This is a genomic window from Kitasatospora sp. NE20-6 (assembly GCF_045862635.1).
Genome location: NZ_BPRL01000074.1, coordinates 1 through 23,296, shown reverse-complemented (window position 1 = coordinate 23,296; position 23,296 = coordinate 1). Strand labels below are relative to the sequence as shown.

The following is a 23,296-nucleotide window of genomic DNA, read 5'->3' as shown; positions in this document are numbered from 1 at the left end:
CACCGCTCCGTATGCTCGCCACTCGTGCGCAGCCAAGGAGCAAAATTGCGAATAAATCTGCTCGGTGAGGTTCAGTTCCTTCACCAGGACGGAAGTCGGGCAGCGGTCAGGAGCGCCAGAAGAAAGGCCCTCCTCTCAGCGCTGGCGCTTGATCTGGACCAGGTCGTGCCCACCTCGCACCTGATCGATGTTGTGTGGGGTTCCGAACCGCCGCCCACTGCTCGCGTGGCCCTGCACGGACACGTGATGACACTGCGCAAGCTTCTGGACGGCGGACTCGTGCTGGGGACCAGAGAACCCGGCTACGTACTCGGCGGTGACCCCGAACTGGTCGATGTTCACCGTTTCGAGCGCCTTCGGGCCGCCGCTCTGTCGTCGGACGACGCCGCGGCAGTCATCCTGCTGCGCGAAGCCCTGGGCCTGTGGCGGGGCGAGGCACTACAGGGTTGCGGCTCTGCAACGCTCCGGGATGCCTGGGCACCGCTCCTGGAGGAGCGGCGGCTGCGAACCGTGGAGGACCTGGCAGGGCGGTTGCTGGGAATGGGGCGAGGCGGCGAGGCGGTGTCCGACCTCTGCCGGGAGGTTGCGGCGTACCCCTTTCGTGAAACCTCCATAGCCTTGGCGATGCACTGCCTTGACGCGGCAGGGAGATCTCCAGAGGCATTGGCCTTGTACGAGGACGCCCGGTCGCGGTTCGACTCCGAGCTGGGCGTTCCGCCCGGATCTCGCATAGCAGCCGCGTACGACGCGCTGCAGGCGCGGGCGCGGACCGTCAGGCCGGCTCAGCTTCCTCGGGAGCGCCGAGGCTTTGCCGGCCGTGCCCGGGAACTCGACTGGCTGGACGCCGACGGGGTGGCCGACGGCACGGGGCCGATTCTGATCTCCGGACCCGCAGGAGTGGGCAAGACCAGTCTTGCGATCCACTGGGCCCACCGGTCTTCGGCCCGGTTCCCCGACGGACAGCTTTATGCGGATCTTCGCGGGTTCGACGAGTCCGAACCGCTGGGGGCGGACAGTGTTCTGGCCGGCTTCCTTCGCGCGTTGGGCGTGGGCGACCCTGCGATACCGCGGGGAACGGACGAGCGGGCCCGACGGTTCCGTCAGTCAGTCGCCGGCAAGCGGATGCTGATCGTGTTGGACAACGCTCTCTCGTATGCCCAGGTAAGGCCTCTGCTGCCAGACGCGGCCGGTCCCGTCGTCGTGGTCACCAGCCGCAATCGCCTCGCGGACCTCGTCGCCCGGGAGGGCGCAGTCCCGCTCCCGGTCGATGTGCTGGACGAGCGAGACGCACTCGACCTCCTTGCCCGCGTGGTCGGCGCCGATCGGGTGAGCGCAGCGCCGGAGGCAGCACTGAAGCTCATAGAACTGTGCGGCCGGCTGCCGCTCGCCCTGCGAGTCTCCGCCGCCCGCCTGGCGGCCCGACCGGACTGGCCTCTCCAAGCCGTCACGGACGAGATCGCCGACGAGCAGGTCCGGCTCGCCGCGTTCGAAACCGGCGGGTCGCTCGGCGTCGCCTCGGCGCTGGCCCTGACCTGCCGGACTCTGCCTGCCGACGCCGCCCGCCTGTTCGCTCTGCTGGGCCTGCACCCGGGCCATGTGATCGACTCCTACACGGCCGCAGCCCTCGCCGATGTCCCGCTCGCCCGGGCACGAGACCTGATGGCCAAGCTCGACATGGCACATGTCGTCGACGAGATCACGCCAGGCCTCTTCGCCCGCCACGATCTGATTCGCATCTACACCGCCGAACTGGCGGACCAACTCCCGGCGGCAGAGCAGGATTCCGCCGTCGACCGGATGCTTTCCTACTACCATGCGGCAATCGTCGAAGCATCTGCGCTGCTGGTCATGGGACAGGTGAGCGGTTCTGTCGAGCGGCCCACCGGAGGCCTACCCCCCTTGGAATCACCTGCGCGGGCCACCGAGTGGTTTCGGCGCGAAGAGCACGCCATCCGCCTGTTGGCAGGCACCACGACATCGTCCGGCCGCGCAGACAAGGTATGGACCTTGGCCTACCGCGCGTCGCCGCTGTACTACCACGACGGTGGTCACCTGAAGGAATGGGAAGAATGCGCTCGCCGGGGCCTGGTGGCGGCGGACATGAGCGACAGTTCTCGAGGGCCGGTGCTCATGAGGACCGAAGTCGGTATCGCCCTGCTGGAGCAGGGCCGCCATGCGGAAGCCGAGGAATGGCTCGGTGCTGCGCACGATCGCGCCCAAATTCTCGACGATAGCGCCTTGTTGAACCGCAGTCGCAGTATTCTGGCGAGCGCACTAGTCAAGAGCGGCCGCCCACGTGAGGCAGTACCTCTGTTCGAGCTCCTCGTTGCGTCGGAGACCGTGGCCGGAGATGACCGTTTGGCCGCTATGGCTCTCCACAACCTGGCAGAGTGCCTCCTGGCGGCTGGCGAGCCGGAGAAGTCGCTCGACCTCGCCAACCGTTCTCTGGAGCTGTCCCACAGCAGCCCGGACGATCCCCAGCGGGTGGCGTACCTGTTCGCAAGGTCTGCCGCGCTGTACGCGTCCGGCAGGTCGCAGGAGGCACTTGTGGAGACGCTGAACGGACAAGCAGCCGCCAGGGAGCAGGGCAACGTCCGGTTGGAGGCACAGAACGCGGAACTGCTGGGCACCCTGTACGCGGATGCCGGCCGGACAGCGGAGGCAGCGGATGCCTGGCAGATCGCCGTCGAGCTGTACCGCAGGCAGGGGCGGCCCGTGTCGGAGCTGGAGGCAAAGCTCACCGCACTGCGCGACGCCCGCACCGCAGACCGATCCTGAGAACGCGGAGTACGCCGGGTTGCCACTCCTCGGACAACCCGCCATCGCACCAGCACAGCACGGAGTTCGAAAGAATGTGGATCGATCTGCTCGGCCGGGTCGCGCTTCGACGCGACGACGGAGACGAGGTGAGTGTCCCATCGCCCAAATGCCGGGCCCTCTTGGCGCTGCTCGCGCTGAGGACCGGTGAAGTCATGCCGGTGTCGGAGCTCATCGAGGAGATCTGGCAGGGAAACCCGCCTCCAACCGCCCGAGCCGCCCTGCAGGGGCACGTCGCCTCGCTGCGCAAGCTCCTCGCCGGTGACTTCCGGCTCGTGACCCGGGAGCCCGGTTACGTGCTGACCGGTGACCGTGAGCATGTGGATGCCCTCAGGTTCGAGCGTATGTGTGACACAGCGGCCGGAGTCGACGATGCGCACGCAGTGGCGCTGCTGCAAGAAGCCCTTGACCTCTGGAACGGCAGCTGGGTGCCAGGAGGCAACCCTTTCATACCCCACGCGACGGCGAGGCACCTGGAGGAAGCCAGACTGGCCGGGCTCGAACAGCTCGCCGATCGCCTGGTGCGACTGGATCGCGGAATTGAAGCGGTCGATGACCTCACAGAAGCCGTCAGGGCGAACCCGATGCGCGAACCACTGGTTGCCCTGCTGATGACCGCCCTGGATCAGGCCGGGCAGGTGGCAAAGGCTCTCGCCACCTACGAACGGACCGCCACGCTACTTGCCGAGGAACTCGGCATCGACCCCAGTGCCAGGCTTGCCGAGGCCCGAGCTCGCCTGCAGGCCAGCCACACGGAAGCAGATCCGTCCGCCGGCCGCCTTCCGGCCGACGGGCCGTTCCGCCGCGAGGCGCCTGCACAGCTTCCCCGTGAGAGCCGGGGGTTTGCGGGCAGGGCCGCGGACCTTGCCCGGCTCAGCGAGACGGTGGACAGGGCCGGAACGGCGCCGGTGCTCGTCGTGGGCGCTGCCGGAGTCGGGAAGACAGGACTCGTCGTCCGCTGGGCACGTGAAAACATGGACCGGTTCCCGGACGGCCAGTTGTTCGTCAATGTGCGCGGCTTCGACGAAACAGACCCGCTGGATGCCGTGGAGACTCTCGGGCGTCTTCTCCGTGCACTCGGCGTAGCCGAGGGAGCGCTGCCGAGAACCGTCGAGGAGCGCTCGCAGCTCTTCCGGGACATGCTGAGCGATCGTCGGGTGCTCGTGGTGCTCGACAACGCCCGGACCTACGACCAGGTTGCACCGGTGCTGTCCGACGCGCCAGCCACCACCACCCTGGTGACCAGCCGGAATCGCCTCGGAGATCTCGTGGTGGGTGAGGATGCAGTCCCGTTTCCGCTCGAGGTGCTGGACCGCGAAGGGGCGCTGGAACTCATGGCCCAGGTCATCGGCCGATCCAGGGTTGCCGCCGAGCTGCCGACAGCCGCCCGGATCGTCGACCTGTGCGGACGCCTGCCACTGGCGCTGAGGATCGCCGCTGCTCGCCTGGTGGCACGCCCGGACTGGGCACTGCAGGAGATGGCGGACGAGATGGCGGACGAGCAGCTCCGGCTGGCTGCCCTGGAGACCGACGGCTCGCTCGGTGTGGCTTCAGCACTGGCACTCACCTGCCGCGCGCTCCCTCCGGACGCAGACCGATTGCTGGCCCTGCTCGGTGCTCACCCCGGACAGGACATCGATCCGTATGCGGCCGCCGCACTCGCCGATGTTTCGCTCCCCCGAGCCCGCACCCTGCTGGCCCGGTTGGACGCTGCGCACCTTGTCGAGGAGACGGCTCCCGGGATGTTCACCCGATACGACCTCGTGCGCCTCTACACCTGCGACAGGTTGGCCGAACTGCCAGCTACCGACCAGCTGTCCGCTCTCGACCGGCTGCTGGACTACTACCACGGCGCGGTCGAAGAGACCTGCACGGTCATGGGCCGCCCCCGGGCCCCTCTTCCCGGTGACAACACGCACGGCCGCTCGACGCCGCCGCTTCCCGACGCAGCGCGCGCGCTGGACTGGTTCCAACGCGAGGAACCGACGATTCGCGAACTGGCAAAGACCGCGGCAAGCCGTGGCAGAACGTCGCCCGCCGTCAGCCTTGCCTACCATGCTGCGCCGGCCTATTACCACGACGGCGGTTTCCTTGCGGAGTGGGAGAGTCTGGCCCGTACCGGCCTGGACGCGGCAACAATCTCCGGTGACCGGTTCGCGATCCTTCTCCTGCAGATGGACCTCGCCACGGTGGTGGCCGAGGCCAACCGGCTCGCGGAGTCGGCCGACATCCTGCGTGCGGTGCTGCCCGAAGCGGACAAACTGGCCGACCCGGCTCTCAAACGAAGATGCCGCTCACTGCTCGCCACCTGTGTGGCCGACCTCGGGAGGCTCCCGGAGGCGGCGGCGCTGTTCGAGGAAGCGATCGAACTGGCCGAGGAGACGGGAGACCAGCGCGGGCTGGCCCAGGAACTGGCCAACCTGGCCGAGTGCTTGCTCATGGCGGGCGAGCCCGAGCGCGCTCTGCCGGCGATCGACCGTTCGGTGGCACTGCTGCAGGACTGCCCCACGGACCCCTTCCTGCTGATGTCGATCCAGACCCGCACCGAGGTGCTTCGTGCGCTCGGGAGACCCGCAGAGGCACTTGCCTACATCCGCACCGGTCTGGAGCAGTGCCGGCAGCAGCGCGACACCCGTCAGGTAGCCCTCTACGCGGACTTCATCGGCGATGTTCTGCTCGATCTCGGCCGCATCGACGAGGCAGTAGCCCACTGGCGGGAGGCCTTGGAGCTCTTCCGTCTGCAGGGACGGCCCATCGCAAAGAACCAGGCCAAACTGGACCGGGTTGCCGCAGGACAAACATGGCCCTCGCCGACATGACTCAGCGGGGCGTTCCGAGACGCACCGGGAGCATCTGAAGGCTGTTCAGGGAGATTGCCGGAGCAGGTGCCAACTCTTCCTGAGCGACGGCAAGCCGAATATCGGGAAAGCGTCGGAACAGAGCAGGCAGCGCGATCCCTGCCTCCAGCCGGGCGAGGTGGGCCCCCGGGCAGGCGTGCGGTCCATGCCCGAACGACATGTGCCTGCTCCCTGCCCTGGTGATGTCGAAGCGGGACGCGTCCGGACCGTGCTCCACCGGGTCGCGTCCGATGGCGCCGTAGGCGACCATGACCGGCTCACCCTCCTGGACCAGCGCGCCACCCAGCTTGACGTCCTCCGTGGCGTACCGGAAGAGGAAGTTGTTGACGGGCGACGCCCATCGAAGGGTTTCCTCGACCGCGTCCTTCCAACTGTGTGTCCCGTCGAGGACCATCTGCAGCTGCTCAGGGTGGGTGCACAAGGCCCAGACGGCGTTGACGATGAGATTGGCCGTGGTCTCATGGCCGGCCGCGACCATGACGCTCAGGGTTCCGTGCAACTCCTCGTCGCTGAGTCTCCCCCCGCTCTCGCCCGCCTCGATCAGCGCGCTGGTGAGGTCGTCCCCAGGCCGGCGCCGCTTGTCCTCGACCAGGCGCCGGTAGAAGTCCTTGATCGCACCGATCGTGGCCAGCACTTCCTGTGGTGCGGTCACGCTGCTGAACAGCGACGCGTACAAATCGCGCAGGACACCGCTGTCGGCAGGATCGAGGCCGAAGAGCTCTCCGATCACTCGCATCGGCAGCGGAAATGCCAACCTGTCCTTGAGATCGACGGCCTCCTCCCGGCCTGCGGTGAGTTCATCCAGCAGCTGGTCGGTGATCTCCACGATTCGCTGCCGCAGACCCTCGACCCTGGCCGGGGTGAGTGCGGCAGCGGTCAGGCCACGCAGTCGACGGTGGTCCTCGCCGTCAACCGTCACCATGCTGCGCGTCGGATTGACGGCGGCGCTGAGCGACCATCCGGCCGGGACGTCCCCCCTACGCCACGCCGCCCACCGGTTGACGTCCTTGACGAACCTCGGGTCGCCGAGGAGCTCACGGGCCACCACATGGTGAGTGACCGCCCAGGCTTCCACCTTGCCGGGAAGTTCGACCGCGGCGACCGGGCCGGCAGCGCTCAGCCGTGACCACTCACCCTCGCGATCGACGGCATTCGGGTCGAGCACGATGACAGGCGCCGACGCGCGCGAGGGTGCCTCTGCGGGACAGGGCTGCCGATGAGCAGTTCGCCCCACTGCGGATCCGCCCACAGGTTCACGCGAGGACCGGCTCGCGGCACGATCGAGCACATCGAGCCGCGTGCGAATCCGATCGAGCAGCGGCCCGAACTCCGCAGGACCGGCGGCTCGGGCGCGGGTCTCTGCGAGCTCCACGGCGCGTTCCGCCGGCTCCAGCGCATCCGCCGCACGTCCCAGCCCGAACAGGGCGGCAGCTCGGTCGAACAGCGGCCACATGGCATGGACAGCCGGTTCACCGGCCAACAGGGCAAGTGCGGTATCCGCATGCCACAGCGCAGCCGACGGGCTGCCATCCTTGCGCGCAACCCGGCTCAAGTGGTGCTCCACACCGGCTCGAGCGCAGTTGTCACCAACCTCCCGAGCGAGGACGGCAGCCTTGGACAGTACACGCCGCGCCTGATCGGGCGGCTGACCGGACCTCTCGTAGGCCAACCCCAGTCTCACCTGTGCGGTCAGAACCAGCCGCGGATCACCATGGAGTGCTGCTTCCTCCGTCGAAACCAGAAGGTGCGGAAGAGCAGCCCCCAGCCGACCGGTCTCCGTGAGCGCTGCGCCCAGTTGGCTGCGCATCCGAACGACGGCCTCGCCGTAGCGCTGCTCATGGGCGGACCGGAGGCCGATGTACGTCGCCTCGACCCAGAGATCGGCCATGTCGCTGAGCTGGTACAGCACAGAGAGGTTCTCGACCAGCTGCCATGTGTGCTGATGGTTGCGCCGTCGGGCAGCCTCGCCGGCCAGGGCACGGAGCGTCGGCTCCGCTGTGCGGAACCACGGGAGTACGTCGGTCGGGAAGGAGCCTTCGTGCCCTGCCCGGAGGCCGTTCAGTGGCTGCGGGCTCTCGAATGACCACGTCTGCTCTGTGAGTTGACCGGCTGCGGCCGCCGTGAGAGCGAGGTAGTGGTCGAGCAGACGCGCGAAGGCCTGGTCGGCCTCCGAGGACGGGATGGTCTCCGCCAGCAGGTGTTGCGAGTACAGCCGTACGAGCGGAGGGCGCGAGTAGCGGCCGGGGCCTGCCTCGGCCAGAAGGTGGAACGTTGTCAGGCCGCCCAGGGCCCGGCGGGCAAGTGGAGGCTCGCAGCCGAGGAGGGCAGCGGCCTGGCCGGTGTTTATCTCGTCGCCGGGCTGCAGGCCGAGGAGCGACAGCAGACGGCTGGCATTGGCGGACAGCTGGCGGTGGGTGAGGCTGAGAGCTGCACGGACACCGATGCCGCCAGGAGTGTCCAGGCCGGTGAGGCGGGTCCGTTCGTCCTTGATCTCCGTGACGAGCTGGGACAGGCGCCAGTTCGGCAGCACGGCCAGACGGGCCGAGCAGGTCCGCAGAGCGAGCGGAAGGCGGTCGCAGAGTTCGGCCAGTTGCTCGGCACTCGCCCGTTCGGCGTCAACTCGCTGGGAACCGATCACTGCGGCGATGACGCCCACGGCGTCCGCCTGAGGAAGAGCCCCCAGTGTCCGCCATGCCGGGGCCTCCTGGGCGATCAGGTCGAGGAGCGTTGCCCGGCTGGTGATCAGGGTGACGCAATGTCGGCCACTGGGGAGGAGCGGTTGCAGATCGGTGGTTGTGACAGCATTGTCCAGCACCACCAGGAGACGCAGGTCCTGGGTGAGTTTTTGGAAGAGCAGTGAGCGGTCCCGTGTGGAGGCCGGTATGTCAGCTTCCGCTGTGCCGAGCCCGCGCAGCAGGTGCGCAAGCACAGATCCTGGTTTTTGCGGCTCCTGCTCGTCGAGGCCGCGTAGGTCGGCGAAGAGCTGGCCGTCGGGGAATCGCGCCAGGTTGCGATGCGCCCACTGGACGACGAAGGCGGTCTTCCCGATGCCAGCCGGTCCGACGATTGCGGCGAGGGCGGAGCCGCCGGGTTGTTCGACCGAGGCCGCTTCGTCGAGCCAACGGTTCTCCTCGGCGCGGCCGATGAAGCCGCCGGTGAGCCGGGGGAGCTGGTGAGGCGTGCTCATGCTTGTCCCCGGGTGGGCAACAGGGGCCGTAAGCGCGGCGGCGGATGCATCGGGTGAGGGCGCACTGTCGGCGGGCGCCGTCGCAAGGATGTCGCTGAGCGCTGCCTGCAGAACATCCCCGGGGCTGATCTGAAGCTCGTCCCGGAGCCTGGCCAGGGTGCGCTGGTAGACGTCCATGGCCTCGGCCTGTCGTCCAGCCTGCTGGAGGCAGCGCATGAGGGCGGCCGCCAGATCCTCGCGCAGGCCGTTGTAACGGACCGCAGCCTCCAGCATGGGCACAGCGCGCACTCCGGTTCCGAGGGCGAGCTCGCATTCGACCCATGCCAGGCCTGCAGCAACTCTGCTGCTGTGCAGATGATCACCGATGGTCCGCTGGAACTCGCCCGGGGGAAGATCGGCGAGCACCGCACCACGCCACAGGCCGAGCGCGGCCTGGAGCATCTGTGACCGCTGTCCGTGATCCGGTTCGCTGGCTGCTTGTGCACGCAGTTCCTCGAAGCGGTGCGCGTCCACTCGGAGCCTGTCACCTGTCAGGCGGTATCCGGTGGGGACGGTCTCGAGGGCGTACTCCTTGGGCAGCACTTTGCGGAGCGCCGCGACGTGCCCATGGAGGGCTGCTCTGGCCTGAGCCGGTGGCCGACCGTCCCAGACTATGTTGAGAAGTCGGTCGACAGAGACCGAGTCGTTCATTTCCCACGCCAATGCGGCGAGGACCGTTCGACGCTTGGGTCCTCCGATGTCCAGTACCACCCCCGTGTCGTCCCGGAATTCGATTGAACCGAGAAGCAGCACTCGAACGCTATCCAGAACAAGGTCCCCAGGAGTCATCGTGGCAGAACACTTTCTGGCGCTTGCAATTCCCTGCCTCTCCTCGTGCGATCCATCACAGTGCGACATCGTGCGATCGCGCACCGGTCTGTCGATAATAGGTGACCGAAGATGGCGTCCACTCGCACGAACGACTAGTTCTATGTAAAGATTCTCGCACAGGTGCCAGTCGTGATTGGGCGACCGATCCGTACGTGCCAGTAGCATTGTTCTTCCGAGGCGTGCACGACGGTCCGGCCGCCCGAGCACACATGCAAGGAGCGCCGCAGCGGATCAGGCTGCGGCGCTCCGAACGTGCCAGGGACCAGCGTAATAGCGGCGCTACCCCGCCTTCAGCTCCCGAGGGAGCGCGAAGTGCTGATTCTCCTCAGTCACGGCCACCGTTCGAACGTCGCCGAAGCCGAGCAGCGCAAGCCGGGCGACCACGCCATCGACACAGTCCTCCGGTGCCGAGGCGCCAGCGGACACTCCGATCACCTGCACGCCTGCCAGCCACTCCTCCTGGATTCCGTGCGCATCGTCGATCAGGTGGGCGGACGAGCCGCAGGACCTCGCCACGTCGACCAGGCAGTGGGAGTTATGCGAGTTCGCCGAACCCACCACCAACACCAGGTCGGCCTCCGCAGCCACCTGCCGGACTGCCGCCTGCCGGTTCTGTGCGGCGTAGCAGATGTCATCACTCGGAGGGTCCTGCAACAGCGGGAACCGCTGTCGGAGCAGCGCGGCGGTCTGCTCGGTCTCGTGCACCGTGAGAGTGGTCTGAGCCAGCCAAGCCACCTTGGCCGGGTCGGTAACCGTCACTGATCCGACGTCCCCCGCACCGCCGACGAGGTGGACCCTTCCCGGTGCCTGGCCCATGGTGCCGATCACCTCCTCGTGCCCGGTCTGGCCGATGAGCAGAATGTCGAACCCCTCGTCGGCAAAGCGCTTCGCCTCGCGATGCACCTTCGTCACCAGTGGGCAGGTTGCGTCCACCGTGCGCAGACCCCGTGCGGCGGCCTGCTCGTGGACCGCGGGGGCCACACCGTGGGCGGAGAGGATCATCAATGCCCCCTCGGGTACCTCGTCGGCCTCCTCCACGAACACCGCCCCTGCCTGCTCGAGCCGCTGCACCACATGCCGGTTGTGGACTATCTGCTTGCGTACATAGACGGGCGCGCCGTGCAGTTCCAGTGCGCGTTCGACGGTTTTGACGGCGCGGGCAACGCCGGCGCAGAAGGCACGGGGTTCGGCCAGAAGAACGGTGCCCATAACCAGGCCTCCTCGGGGCAGCTTGCATCTTCCCCGCCCTACGGGCCCCGCTCGACCCGGGGTTCACACCTGCCCCGGAATCTCGCCTTGTGAAACGTGTTCCCGGCCAGCACCCGGACCGGCCACGACCGGCCGCACCCGGCGATCGGACCGGACGGCCGACGATCCCGGTCGGGCCCGTTCAGAGTCTGTGCAGCGCGTTCCCTGCCGGCGTCGACGCGATTCGCATCGCAGGCAGTGCCGACGTCAGGGCAGCCGTTGCCACTGCCAGTGCAGCCAGTGTCAGCAGCACGGATGCGCTCGGGCTTCGGGCGATACCGGCACCGACACCACTCACCGCCCCCTGAAAGTCGATCAACCACAGGGTGAGCGGAACCCCGGCAGCCATCCCCGTGGCCACACCTGCGCTGGCCAGTACAGCGCCGCGCGTGGCCAGCAAGGCAACGACCTGGCGTGGAGCCAACCCGATCGCGCGCAACAGGGCGACATCGTGCCGGTGCTCCCTCAGCCCTACCGACGCGGCTGTCAGCAACTCGGCCAGGGCAACAAGTGCGGTAAGCAGTACCAGGCCGACCACAGCGCCTCGCAGGGCAGGCAGCTGGCCGAACGGGTTGGGTATCGGTCGTACATCCAGATGCCCTCCCCCCGCCGCCGCCAAGCTGCGCCGTACGGGCTCGGCGTCGGCGTGATTCTTCAGTATCACGGCAAGGAACTCGGGCTGGCCCGGCTTCGGCGGGCGGTCCAGTGTGTCCAGGCCGACGGACAGTACCCGCCCGCCACGGGCGGGCTCCAGGGTTCGTCCCACGATGTGAAGGTTCCTTATGGTGCCGTCGGTACTCACCAGCACCCGCTGGCCGACTTTCGCATCGAGAAGATCAAGCGCGCCCTGGCCAGCCACAGCCTCGTCGGCCGCCTCAATCTGGCGGCCCTCGACAACAGAGAACGGGTATGGCGCGGGAGGGCTGCCGAGTGCGCGAAGCGTGAGCGTGGCCGACCTGCCCACAGCGAGTGCTTCGAGCTCCGTTCCCGGGAACGTGTCCACCACTTCGGGTCGGCGGGCCAGGATGCGCGCCACTTCCGTCTGGTTGGTGCTGTTGACCCCGCGAACGGTCAGTGCTGCACCGAGCCCCATCGATTCGGGCCGGTCCTCGAATGCCTCAAGGGTCGACCAGGTCGTCAGCGCGAGGCAGCAGACAGCCACAGGTACCGCGAGCCGGAAGACCGCCACTGCCGAACGGAATCTGCGGTCCAGCGCCGCTCGTGTTCCGAGCGAGATCGCCGGCGGCAGATGCCACAGCATGGCCAGCCGGGCCGCTCCTGGTCGGTTCGCGAGGGGTAGCGCGCCGTCAGGTGGTGGAACCGGTGCGGCGCGGGATGCGCGAAGTGCCGGTATCGCTCCTGCCGCGGCGATCATTCCGAGAGCGGTGGCGATCGCTGCTGCTGCGGTGCCTCCGGGAGCGGCGGAGAATCCGAAGTTGCCGTCGGGAGAGAGTTTTGGCAACAGGATTGCGGCCGCGAACGACCCGGCCAGGAAGCCGCTGCCCGCCAGGAGTGCGTGCTCGAAGACGAAGAGCTTGACGACTTGGGCCGGTGTGAATCCCAGCGCCTTGAGAACGGCAATGTCGCCGAGTCTGCCCCGTAGTCTCCCCGCCGATGCCCCTGCCACGGCGATCGCTGCGGTTGTCAGGGACGTCAGACCGCAGAGCCCGAGCAGCAGTCCTGCGAGTTGGTCGTCGCGCTGCCAGGCGTCGCGAGCTTCTATCCATGTCGAGACACGGCCGATCCGTGACGGCCCGATGGTAGTGACAGCGGCCTGGGCGACCGCTCGTGCCCGTCCGGGGTCCTTCAGCCGCAGCTCGATGGCCAGGCCCTGCCTTCCGGGATCGGGCTCGATGAGGTCGAGCGCCACGGGAGGTACCCAGACCAGTCCGGCTCCTACGTCGGGGAAGGGTGTCCGGTCCGGACTCTCGGCGATCCCGACGACATGGAGAATCTCCGGCGTTCTGCCGGATCCGCGCACGGTGAGATGGTCGCCGACCTGGATCCATGCGGCGAGGGCCAGCGACCGCTCGACAACGATGCTGTCGCGGTCCGGTCCGGCGAGCCATGTACCGGCGACGAGGAGGGGCTTGGACACAGTCGGTGGCTCAGGTTCGGCCCCGCGCAGGGTCAGGGGGATCTGGTCGGCGCCGCCGCCGATGTCGATGTCGTTGTGACCGACCAGGGTGGCCGAGGCCGTGTGCAACGGCCGCCCGACCTCCACGACACCGTCCAGCCCGCTCAGGTCTCCGCCGACTGCCTCCCCGGTGATCTCGATCGACAGGTGGGCCCCGTGGGCGCGGGTGAATCGTTGGTGCCACGAGCCGGCGGCACTGTCCAGGAGAGCACCGGCCAGCAGGAGCGCCGTCACCGTGCCCGCCGTGGCCAGGACCACCAGGACGGCGGGAAAGCGGTGGGAGCAAAGGTCCGCGCGTATCCAACGAAAGGCTGCTCGCATCCCTCAGCCGCCGAGCCGGATGACGTCGCTCACGCTGGGTGCGGGACTGCCGTCACCCGGATGCGGATCGGCGAGGCGGGCATCGTCGACGATTCTCCCGTCGAACAGGCTGATGACCCGGTCGGCGCTGCTGGCCACCCTGGCGTCATGGGTGACCAGGACGATCGTGCCGCCGTCCTGGTGGTGCCTGGTGAGCAGTGACAGAACCTCTCCGGTGCTGCGGCTGTCGAGGCTTCCGGTCGGCTCGTCCGCGAGTAGCAGGGCTGGCCGGTTGACCAGTGCGCGGGCCAACGCGACCCGTTGCCGCTCGCCGCCTGACAGCATGCCTGGGGAGCTGGTGGCCTTCTCCGAGAGCTTGAGTTCGTCGAGTAGTTCGCGCCGGCGCTCACGGGCGGCCCTGGGTGAACTGCCGGCGAGCAGTGCGGGCAGTTCGACGTTGTCCGCCACGGTGAGGTCCTGGAGCAGGTTTCCGGACTGGAAGACGATCCCGACGAAGCTGCGGCGCAGTACGGCCCACTCCGCCTCGCGGGCGCCGTGCACCGGGCGTCCGCGCAGCCGGATCTCGCCACTGTCCGGACGGTACAGCCCGGCCATCATGTGTAGGAGGGTCGATTTCCCGGCCCCTGACGGCCCGGTCACAGCGATGAATTCGCCGACCGAGATAGTCAGGTCGACGCTCCGTACCGCTGGTATCGGCGCCGCGGTGCCCATGCCGTGGGTCCTGGATGCTGCGACCAGCTCCAGAAGGGGATCGGCTATGGGTGGTGAGGGTGTCACGTCAGTTCCTCCTGGCAGCGTTCCAGCCAGTCGAGGTCTGCCTGCAGGTGCAGGACGGCTCCCTCGATGAGCAGATGAGAGACACGGCTTTCCCGGTCCTCGCCGGCAGCAAGGTGGTTGAGACCGCGCAGCAGGTTGAGGTAGTGCCGACGCTGGTTGTTGATCAGTGTCAGCTGGTCGGCAAGGTCGGTGTCCGGGGCGAGGACGAGTTTCATGAAGAACTCGTCACGTACCCGGGGGCCCTCTGTGGGCTCGGCGAACCACTTGGTGAGTTCCTGCCTACCGGTCTCCGTGATTTCGTAGACCCGTTTGTCCGGCTTCCGGGCCTGCACGATCTCACGCCCGCAGACCAGCCCGGTCTTCTCCATACGGGTCAAGGTTACATAGATCTGACCGATGTTCAGCTGAGGGTACGCCGCTCCGAAGGTGCGCTCAAGCGACTGTTTGATCTCGTAGCCGTACGCCGGCTCCTTCGCCAGCAGCGCCAGCAGCGGGAGGCGCAACGGAGGACTCACCTTCTTCCGGGCCTGTTCTCGGACTCTGGAGACGATCAATGCTCACACCATGGTGCGCAGATTCGCCGTCCAGTCTCCACCATGGAGGCGGCGCATCACGCGAGAACCCCATCGAGAACGGGCAGAAATCGGCCATCACGGAGCTGCACGCCGTCGCTGCCTGCGCCGTACCAGCACTCGCGGTGTCAGGGGGACGGCTGGACCTGGGCCGAGCGTGAGAGTAGATAGCCGTTAGGTACCTACCGAGTGAACCTTTGCAGCAGGCTCTCCCGTTCATCGTTTTATCCACGGCATCGTCATCGACCCATGCATCGCGCCCGTACCTGACACATAGGCATAAGGCCCGCGGGGGCGAGTGGAACGGTGGCCCGGCTGCGCAGGAGAAGCGACTGATGACGACATGCACGGCTGCCGACGGCCGGAAGGCGTACCCGCGGCTTGCTGCTCACCGGCCGACCGGCCGTGTGCCCGCTGTGCTGCCACATCCGGCAGTCCGAGCGACTCAGACCTAGAACCGGGGGCCAACCCCTTCTCCCGGACCGCACAGGGGCTCCGCGCGGGGCGTACCCGCCCGCCGAGCGGAGCAGTAGCCGGCACCCCTCGCCGGCTCGGCCCGCCCCGTAGACCCCACGGGGCGGGCACTCCTTCACACACGTCGGATCCTTCCCGATCCCACCCGCCGGAGAACCCCAACGCATGCGAAGCAACCCTGCAGCCACCGGACCGGTTTTGCTCGACGGCACCATGGTTCAACGCCCTTCCCGATCCCGCCTCGCTTTCGAGCGGACCCGCGGACGATCCCAGCACGCGGCGGTCGACTTTCGAGGGTTAGCAAGTGGGGCAGATCTCGCCGCGCGCGGCGAGCCACGTGGGACGGGCACAGCTGTAACCGTCCAGTACCTGATCACACTCGACCGGGCTGCCAGCACCCCACTGATCGGCGAACTCCGCCGGAGAGGCAGGTGGGCGTTGGAGGTCATGGACTGGGGAACCGCGCGAGGGCACCAGAAACTTCTGGATCATCCTCATCTCGCGGTGCTGGATGCTCCGCGTTCCTATGATTCGGAAACCCTTGTCGCCCAGGTCAGGGCGCTGCGGGCGATGACCCGCTTGACCGTCCTTGTACCGCCGGGCACCAATCCGCAGGCCCTCCTTGATGCAGGCGCGGTCAACGTGCTGGGCAGGGACCGTTCGCCCGTCGAACTCATCGCCCGCATTGCGGCCGACCGCCGATGGTGTGCCTCGGCGTCAGGCATGCCGGTCGGGTGCGGCCGGGGGGCCGCGGAATCCATCCCGTCCGGCCGTTCCGAGGATGCGCACCAGCTGTCGCAGCGCGTCCTGCTTGACCTGCTTTCGCGCCAACGGGGGCCCTTCTGCTGCCATGACGTTCGCACACTTCTGGGGCCGCCCGGTCGCCCGATGAGCCTTCAGGCCCTGCGTGGCAGGATCCTACGTGTGCTGCCTAGGCTTGAGCGGCGGGGGCTTTCCCTGGAGACTAACTCGGGCTGGGGACGGGAAGTGTACGAGATCCGACCTGCGGGCTGAACCGCACGAGCCGCCTCCCGCCGTACGCGGACCACCGTCCGCCGCATGACGACGCCGATCTCCGTGGTACGGGCAGCCATGGACGGAAGCGGGGGGCTGCAGGGCGCCGGGGCCCGGTGGCGGCTGGTCAGGCTGGCGCCGCCCGGGCCCCGGCCGCCTGACCCGCACGGTCGGACATCTGGCGTGAAGCCTCGCCGTCGAGGGGCTCGCCCAAAACCGCTCGAGGTCGCGGAAGGCATCGTCTCCGGACCGGGACACCGGTGGCGTCAGGTGTGTGCGCCTGGGGTCATCCCTTCCGCCGCGCGCCGTTCTGCCGGTGTTGTGCCATCCGCCAGCCGACGAGGGCCGCCGTGCCGAGCAGGATCACGACGGCGCCGATCAGTATCCCGACCCCGGGGGAGACGCCCCCTCCGGTGGCCGCGAGCGACTGTGCGTCCCGTCGGCCGCTTGCTGCGTCACCGATGATCCCTGGGACTTCCACCTCTGGCGGCAGGGGTGAGGCGGCGTCGGATGCCGAGGCGCTCGCACTCTCCTCGGGGAATTCCCCCTTCGTGGCAGGAGACCCAGCGGAAGCCGTAGGGGATGCCGAGGTGTCCGAGCCGGGCCGGGACACCGGAGGCGCACCCGCGTCGCTCCCCGACGCGGCCTTCGAGAACCAGGCATTTCCACCGCCCAGGGCCCACACCGACACGGTGGAGACACCGAGTTCGCGCACCACCGCCAGCTTGGCATCCAGCGCGACCTGATCCACGTAGTTATAGAAGGTGCCGCCAGAGCTCCACCGGACCTCGCCCGACCCGGGATCCCGCCGATCGGCGACCACCTGGGGGTCGGTCGAGAATCCCGGTGCGCGGCGCAGGTCCTCCATCGCCAGGTTGCCCTTGATGCGATGGCAGTCACCGGGGGCCGTGTACGCCTCCGAAGGCAGTCCGACGACCAGTCGGGAGCGCCGGTCGGCCGGTATTTGTTCCAGCGCCCCACCGACCAGCTCCCTCACCCAGTCCAGCGGGGCGAACGGAAGGCAGGGCGGTGCTTGGTTCGGCGTCTGGTACTCCAGGTCGTATGCCATGAGGACCACCTGGTCGACGCCGGCCGCCAGTGCAGTTCCGTAGTTGAACCCGGTGGTGAGGTCCGGGGGGCCCTCGACCTGGGTGGACAGGCCCGATCGGTGGGTCTGGGCGGAGAGCTCGGTCAGGAAGGTGAAGAAATTGGCCCGGTCATCCCTCGTCCATGCCCAGTAGTTCTCGAAGTCGATGTCGATCCCGCCGAATCCGATGCTGCGGGCGAAGTCGACGAGTGCAGTGATCGCGGCGGCCCGCTTCTGCGGGGAGCTCGTGAGCGCCCGCTCGGAGTCGAGGTCGGCGAGCGAAACGGTCACGTACTGGTGAGCGGAATGCGCCCGGACGTCGGCGGCATTTGCCGGGCTGTAGCCGTTGCACGCATAGTCCGGATCGGACGCGGGCAGCAGTACCGCGGTGCCCCTGCGGTCGATCGTGTAGTACTCGGCCTTCAGCGCACCTGTCCGGACACGGCCGTCTCCGTACTCCGCAGGAGCGCTGCATGTCGCGGATCCCCGAGGCCCGGGGTACACCCAGGCATCGACGGTGATCGCACGTGGTGCCCCTGCCCCCGGGGCGGCTAGCGCTGTGCCGGCCAAAGGCGCCGACACCAGGCCCAGCCCCGCCGTCACCGTGAGAACAGCGCTCAGAATTCGCTTCACTGACGTCCCATCCTGTCCTGCCGCTCCGAGCGATGGAACGGCCCGTATCTCCCCGCTCAACGGCGCTTGCCGATCGTGGGGTTCAGCACCGCCCGAGCCGTCGCGGATGGCTCCTGCCGATCGGTGGCCTCGCACCCCGCCTCCGGAGCGAACAGGCCGGTCAGGCCGTGTAGCCGAAGTGCTGGGTCCACCAAGGGCCCTCCGGCCCGGCGAGGTGGAGGCCGACACCAACAGTTCTGACGTTGGGGTGCAGGAGGTTCTTCCGGTGTCCGGGGCTCTTCCACCAGGCCAGTACGACCTCGTGCGGTGTGAGCTGGCCTTTGGCGAGATTCTCGGCGCCGGGCCACGGGTAGCCTGCCGCCCGTATCCGGTCGGTGGGTGTCGAACCGTCCGGCGACACATGGGCGAAGTACCCGCGGGCTGCCATGTCCGCACTGTGCTGCCGGGCGGAGACGCGCAGCCGCTCGTCGACAGTGAGGATGGTGAGCCCGGCCTTCTGCCGGTGCTCGTTGACAAGGACGACCACGGCATCCTCCGTACGCTTACGCCAAGCGCTGCTGCCGACCTCTCGTACCCCGCTCCAGCCGCCGCCGCTGGAGGGGGCCGCACCGTCGTCCTCCGGAGCGGGTGGGTGGATGTCCTGCTGTCGCCGGGGCAGCCGAGCCCCGGTCGACGGTGAGCGCCGCTGGGGTAGGGTGCGGGCGGTTTTGCGGTTTCCGCGGGTCGGTTTCTTCGGCAAGGAATCTCCGGCGGAGTGAGGGTGGGTGGTCCGGCGCACGATCTGGAGGCTGAGCCGGTCCACCGGACCGGTGCCACCCCGCACGCCTGGTTCGGTGGGTCGATCCTTCCGGCCGGCTGACATGTGACACGGGTCCGGCTCGGCGCGGCGATCAGGACCGGGGTGAGCCGGTGCGGCACTGTACCGTCAGGCACCTGACGTGTGGCCTGGGCATTCGACGACGTCACCTGCGGTACGGACGGGAAGAAGGCCGAGAGCGTCGAGGAGGATTCGGCAGTCCTCGACACCCCCGGCCCTCGAAGCGACGAGCAGGCTCGCGCGAACACGAACGCCGCCAGGCGTCTCGGAGAGAAGGAGGGTGTCGCCGGAGGCGCCCCAGCCCGGTTCGAGCGGGTCTATCTGGCTCAACCCGACCTCCTCTTCGCCTCCGCCTGTGCGACTGCCTCCGGACGAGGGCGGGCGCCCCACTGCCGCGGCACCGTCCGGAGAACTGACTGTCGTCGCTGTGACCTTCAACGCGGCATACGGGCAGGGTGGTTCAGCCGAACCGGCGCGCAGCGCGGGAGCCTCGGTCCGGGCAGCTGGTCTGATGCATCATCATGTTCCTGTCGAAACGGGCCAGGATCGATGAACTCACCGCCGCCATCGGTACGTGGTTACTTCCGAGGATGTCTCGGCGGAGCGGAGACGGGTCCGGCGCCGGCCCGCGGCCTCGGCACAGAGGCAGCACCTCGCCGATAGGTTCCTTCCCATCGAGGTTCGGCGAAGGAGTGGGAACAGCGTGCCGGGCTCCGCAACAGAAGGCGGTCCCGGCAGACTGCGCTGCCGGTCCGCGGCCGCGCATTCCCTCGACCTGCTCATGGAGATTTCACATGACACAACATCGCCGCAGCCACCGTAGAAAGGCAATGGCTGCTGCTGCCGCGCTTGCACTCGGAGGTGCGTTCGTAGTCACCCAGTCCTACGCGCCGGCTGCGACGACCGACCCCGTAGGCCTCAATTCCGTCTACGAGTATCTGGGTTGGGGGAGCCCGCAGGACCCGGTCGCCGTGATGAAGGCCACCGGGATCAAGAACTTCAGCCTCGCCTTCATCCTCTCCGACGGTGGCTGCGAGCCGAAGTGGGACGGCACGCGACCGTTGCTCGGCGGTACCGACGAGTCCACCATCAAGGCGATCCGAGCCGCTGGCGGCGACGTCCTGGCTTCGGTCGGAGGATGGGACGGAAACAAGCTCGGAGAGAAGTGCACGAGCGCCGACGAACTGGCTGCGGCCTACCAGAAGGTCATCGATGCTTACCAGCTCAAGGCGATCGACATCGACATCGAGAATACCGAGCTGGGCACGCCTGACTCGCGCCAGCGTGTCGTCGACGCGCTCAAGATTGTCAAGGGCAAGAACCCTGACCTGATGGAGTACGTGACCTTCAGCACGGACCCGGGTGGTCCCGATGCGGCCGGCAACGACCTCATCGCGAAGGCGGCCAAGGCCGGCCTTGAGGTGGATGGCTGGACAGTTATGCCGTTCGACTTCGAGGCATACACCGGCACCATGAAGGACGGCACCATCTCGGCAGTCACCGGGCTGCACGACGCCCTGGTGCGCGCGTACAACTACGCTGACTCCGAAGCGTGGCGGCACTCCGGTCTGTCCTCGATGAACGGGCTCACGGACCAGCCGGGGGAGCAGGTCTCACTCGCAGAGTTCAAGGAGATCCGGGACTTCGCGGCGGACCACCGGTTGGCCCGATTCACCTTCTGGGCCGTCAACCGTGACCGGCCATGCGCGGCAGGCCAGACCGACATGTCTTCCTGCAGTGGTGTCGGCCAGGCGGAATTCGACTTCACCAAGGTTGTCGCCGGATTCCACGCCGACTACAGCCCGCTGCCTGCAGGCGGTACCGCATGCCCGGTCACCACGGGAAGCGCGGACTCCGTCATCGCCACAGAGCCCAACACGACACCCAGCGCCAAGAAAACCACCGCCACCGCCAAACCCCCCAAGGAGAGCCCGGACTACCAAAAACGCCTGATCGTGGGCAAGGTGTCGGAGGTGCCAGCGGTGCCGGTCTCGACCGGATCTCCGAGCTATCGAGACCGCGAGGCCGAGATCCGGGATGCGGTGTCGGAGGTGCCGGCGGTGCCGGTCTCGACCGGATCTCCGAGCTATCGAGACCGTGAGACCGAGATCCGGGATGCGGTGTCGGAGGTGCCGGCGGTTACTGCAACTCCGGACGACGACGAGCAGGACGACGACGGGCAGGACGACGGGCCGAGCGGCGACGCCAGCAGCAAGGCGAGCTCTACTGCCGAACCGTCCCCCACCCCCACGGCGGAGGGCACCTTGGCAACAACCTGCACCCCGTCACCGACCGCTACCGCTACCACATCTGCGGTGCCCACCGGCACGGCCACCACGTCCTCCTCCATCACCCTCGCGCCCACTGTGTCCGCGTCGCCCACGGCCACCGTGTCGCCGACTCCGACTCCGACGGCAACGGCCACCGTGTCGCCGACCCCGACCCCGACCCCGACCCCGACCCCGACCCCGACCCCGACGGCAACGGCCACCACGTCGCCCAGTGACACGGCATCGCCCGACGACACCGAGTCGGCAACACCGAGCGCTTCTGCCACACTCCCCGAGCAGTGCCAAGCGCCCGGCTCTCACTGCCCCACCACCACCGCTGAGCCGTCGACGACCCACGCGGCAGATGCAGGCCAGGGACACGCATCGGCGGCGCCCGCTACCACCGAGGCGGACAACGGCAAGGGCAATCAGTCTCTCGCCTCGACCGGAGGCGGTGACGCCACCGCCATCATCGTGGCGAGCGCCGGAGCGCTCATGCTGGTCGGAGGTGCCGTGGGCCTGGCAGGATCCCGTAGGCGGCGCGCCTTCCGGGCATCCGAGTAGTCGGGTGATACCTCGGGCCGGGCGCGGGCCGATCCTCCGTGCCCAGCCACGGCGCCGGCCTGGCGCGGCCCGGTCGGCGACGGCAGCCTGAGGAAGCGGGGCTTGCTGGGGCCTGCAACGCCCGGCACCCCGGTCGCGGACCAGCGACCAGGGTGCCGGGCAAAGCTGTTCAGATTCTTGACCAGGCCGACCTGATCCGCCCCTGCGTCCTTCCACAGCGTCTCTGGGTGTGCCCGGGGGAATTGCTGCCCCAGGCCCTGGGCGCCGGTCGACCGGCGCGGCGGCGCCATGCCGGCAGCGGTTCTGCGTGTCGGCCCCGCTACTCGTTGCTCTCCACCCGGCGGGCGACGGCCCGGAGAAGGTCGGCCATATTGACCAGCGATCCACGGTTCGGCTTCTCTCCGCGGCGCAGCTGTGAGGTGAACGAATCCACGGTGCGCAGGAGGTCGTCGAGCGCGGACAGCATGTTCTCGGCCGTCCAGGAATCCGGTGTGGCCAGCCGTGGAAGCTCGCGGACCGTGATCGAGACGGCCTGCGGCCCACGGCCGCTCTGGGCGACTCCGACGTCGACGCGGGCACCGCTTTCCAGCGTCTGCAGACCGGCCTGTTTCACTACCCGGGCGTGAACGAAGATGTCCATACCTCCGTCCTCCGGTTTAACGAATCCAAAGCCCCGCTGGTCGTCGAACCAGCTCACGGTGCCCACAGCCATCGTGACGTCCTACCTCGCTCAGTTTCAACGGGCTCGATCCGAAACCCAGTTGATCTAACGTGGGCTGAAGGTTTCGGGTTCAGCCGGCGGAAGCCGCCGCGAGTGGCACTGCGTGCACGCGAGGCCGCCTGACGGCACCGCCGCGGCCGTCCGCCGACCACAGGCGTCTTCCGTCCAGGAGGGCGAAGGGCTTGAACCTGTGGCAGGGGCGACACCGTTGTTCCAAGTAGGCGCCGGCGAAACAGCTGTGCGAGGAACCCCGGAGGACTGCGATGCTCACATTCCACGGTCCGTGGCGGATCACCGTGGTCAGTACGGCCGCCGAGTTTGAGCAACGGGCCGTGGTGCGAGGGCTCTGGGGAACCTCAAGGGTGGTTTCTGGGCGTCCGGAAGCCTGGCTGGACGTGAACGAGGACAGCTGGGTGCTGTCCTTGGAGCACAAGTTGTGGGGTCGGAGCTGGCAGCCCAACCTCCGTACCACTGTCGGGCCGGTGACGGAGAGCGACGGTATCCGCAGCCGGACGGTGTCCAGCAGGGACTGCATCCTGCCGGGCGAGACCAGCGAGGACTTTCCGAATCTGATCCTTCGTCTGGAACAGGCCCTGCCGGAGGTGCCGGCGAAGGCGGATCATGCCGAGTCGGCTCTCCGGTTCGCATCGGCTCGGACCGTCCCGACGTCGGCCGTCGCGGGCCTCGCCGCCGTGGCAGCCGTGGATGACCGGAGGGCGTCGCCAGCGGGTTTCGGCCTGCGGCGCACCGCCGGGAGGTACCGCGAAGCAGCTCCCACTTGGTGAGCTCGAACCGGACGGCGACCCGCGACTGGAACCCGGGAGGACCTGTTAATACTGCAACCGCATCTGGGGGTTGTGTCCGCGGCGTTTGTAGTGGGATTTGCGGGCGCGGGCCTGGCTTCGTCGCCGGAAGCGTGACCAGTGCAG

General features: G+C 68.1%; 13 protein-coding genes. 5 read left to right on the top strand and 8 right to left on the bottom strand.

Going from position 1 to position 23,296, the window contains the following annotated elements:
* The first annotated feature begins 45 nt into the window (after nt 1-45).
* Both SNE206_RS34810 and SNE206_RS34805 read left to right on the top strand, forming a co-directional pair.
* Nucleotides 46-2,778 (top strand): BTAD domain-containing putative transcriptional regulator, encoded by a 2,733-nt coding sequence (locus SNE206_RS34810; RefSeq protein ID WP_407917568.1) that lies wholly within the window; start codon nt 46-48, stop codon nt 2,776-2,778.
* 74 nt (nt 2,779-2,852) lie between these two features.
* Nucleotides 2,853-5,636: a BTAD domain-containing putative transcriptional regulator gene (locus SNE206_RS34805; RefSeq protein ID WP_407917567.1), complete on the top strand. Its 2,784-nt coding sequence runs from the start codon at nt 2,853-2,855 to the stop codon at nt 5,634-5,636.
* A 1-nt stretch (nt 5,637) separates the two neighbouring features.
* Here the strand turns inward: SNE206_RS34805 and SNE206_RS34800 are convergent, their stop codons facing one another.
* From SNE206_RS34800 to SNE206_RS34780, 5 genes are all read right to left on the bottom strand, one after another.
* Complete coding sequence (locus tag SNE206_RS34800) at nt 5,638-9,654, bottom strand: cytochrome P450 (protein WP_407917566.1); 4,017 nt, start codon at nt 9,652-9,654, stop codon at nt 5,638-5,640.
* A gap of 357 nt (nt 9,655-10,011) precedes the next feature.
* The gene (locus SNE206_RS34795; protein WP_407917565.1) at nt 10,012-10,941 is read right to left on the bottom strand and encodes a 4-hydroxy-3-methylbut-2-enyl diphosphate reductase; all 930 of its coding nucleotides are present in this window, start codon (nt 10,939-10,941) and stop codon (nt 10,012-10,014) included.
* Nucleotides 10,942-11,122: 181 nt separating this feature from the next.
* The gene (locus SNE206_RS34790; RefSeq protein ID WP_407917564.1) at nt 11,123-13,375 is read right to left on the bottom strand and encodes an FtsX-like permease family protein; all 2,253 of its coding nucleotides are present in this window, start codon (nt 13,373-13,375) and stop codon (nt 11,123-11,125) included.
* 66 nt (nt 13,376-13,441) lie between these two features.
* Nucleotides 13,442-14,149 carry an ABC transporter ATP-binding protein gene (locus SNE206_RS34785; RefSeq protein WP_407917563.1) on the bottom strand — a complete coding sequence of 236 codons (708 nt, stop codon included), beginning with the start codon at nt 14,147-14,149 and terminating at the stop codon, nt 13,442-13,444.
* A 62-nt stretch (nt 14,150-14,211) separates the two neighbouring features.
* On the bottom strand, nt 14,212-14,718 hold the full coding sequence (locus SNE206_RS34780; protein ID WP_407917576.1) for a PadR family transcriptional regulator: 507 nt from the start codon (nt 14,716-14,718) through the stop codon (nt 14,212-14,214).
* Between the two features lie 990 nt (nt 14,719-15,708).
* Between SNE206_RS34780 and SNE206_RS34775 the strand changes: the two genes are divergently transcribed.
* Nucleotides 15,709-16,275, top strand: a complete 567-nt coding sequence (locus SNE206_RS34775; protein WP_407917562.1) for a hypothetical protein — start codon at nt 15,709-15,711, stop codon at nt 16,273-16,275.
* A 286-nt stretch (nt 16,276-16,561) separates the two neighbouring features.
* Here the strand turns inward: SNE206_RS34775 and SNE206_RS34770 are convergent, their stop codons facing one another.
* The gene (locus SNE206_RS34770; RefSeq protein WP_407917561.1) at nt 16,562-17,995 is read right to left on the bottom strand and encodes a glycosyl hydrolase family 18 protein; all 1,434 of its coding nucleotides are present in this window, start codon (nt 17,993-17,995) and stop codon (nt 16,562-16,564) included.
* Between the two features lie 160 nt (nt 17,996-18,155).
* The gene (locus tag SNE206_RS34765) at nt 18,156-18,521 is read right to left on the bottom strand and encodes a CAP domain-containing protein (protein ID WP_407917560.1); all 366 of its coding nucleotides are present in this window, start codon (nt 18,519-18,521) and stop codon (nt 18,156-18,158) included.
* A gap of 1,085 nt (nt 18,522-19,606) precedes the next feature.
* Between SNE206_RS34765 and SNE206_RS34760 the strand changes: the two genes are divergently transcribed.
* Entirely contained in the window at nt 19,607-21,646 is a 2,040-nt protein-coding gene (locus SNE206_RS34760; RefSeq protein WP_407917559.1) for a chitinase, read from the top strand.
* Nucleotides 21,647-21,965: 319 nt separating this feature from the next.
* Here the strand turns inward: SNE206_RS34760 and SNE206_RS34755 are convergent, their stop codons facing one another.
* Nucleotides 21,966-22,358 carry a cold-shock protein gene (locus SNE206_RS34755; RefSeq protein ID WP_407917558.1) on the bottom strand — a complete coding sequence of 131 codons (393 nt, stop codon included), beginning with the start codon at nt 22,356-22,358 and terminating at the stop codon, nt 21,966-21,968.
* Nucleotides 22,359-22,630: 272 nt separating this feature from the next.
* Between SNE206_RS34755 and SNE206_RS34750 the strand changes: the two genes are divergently transcribed.
* Entirely contained in the window at nt 22,631-23,152 is a 522-nt protein-coding gene (locus tag SNE206_RS34750) for a hypothetical protein (protein ID WP_407917557.1), read from the top strand.
* Nucleotides 23,153-23,296 lie beyond the last annotated feature (144 nt).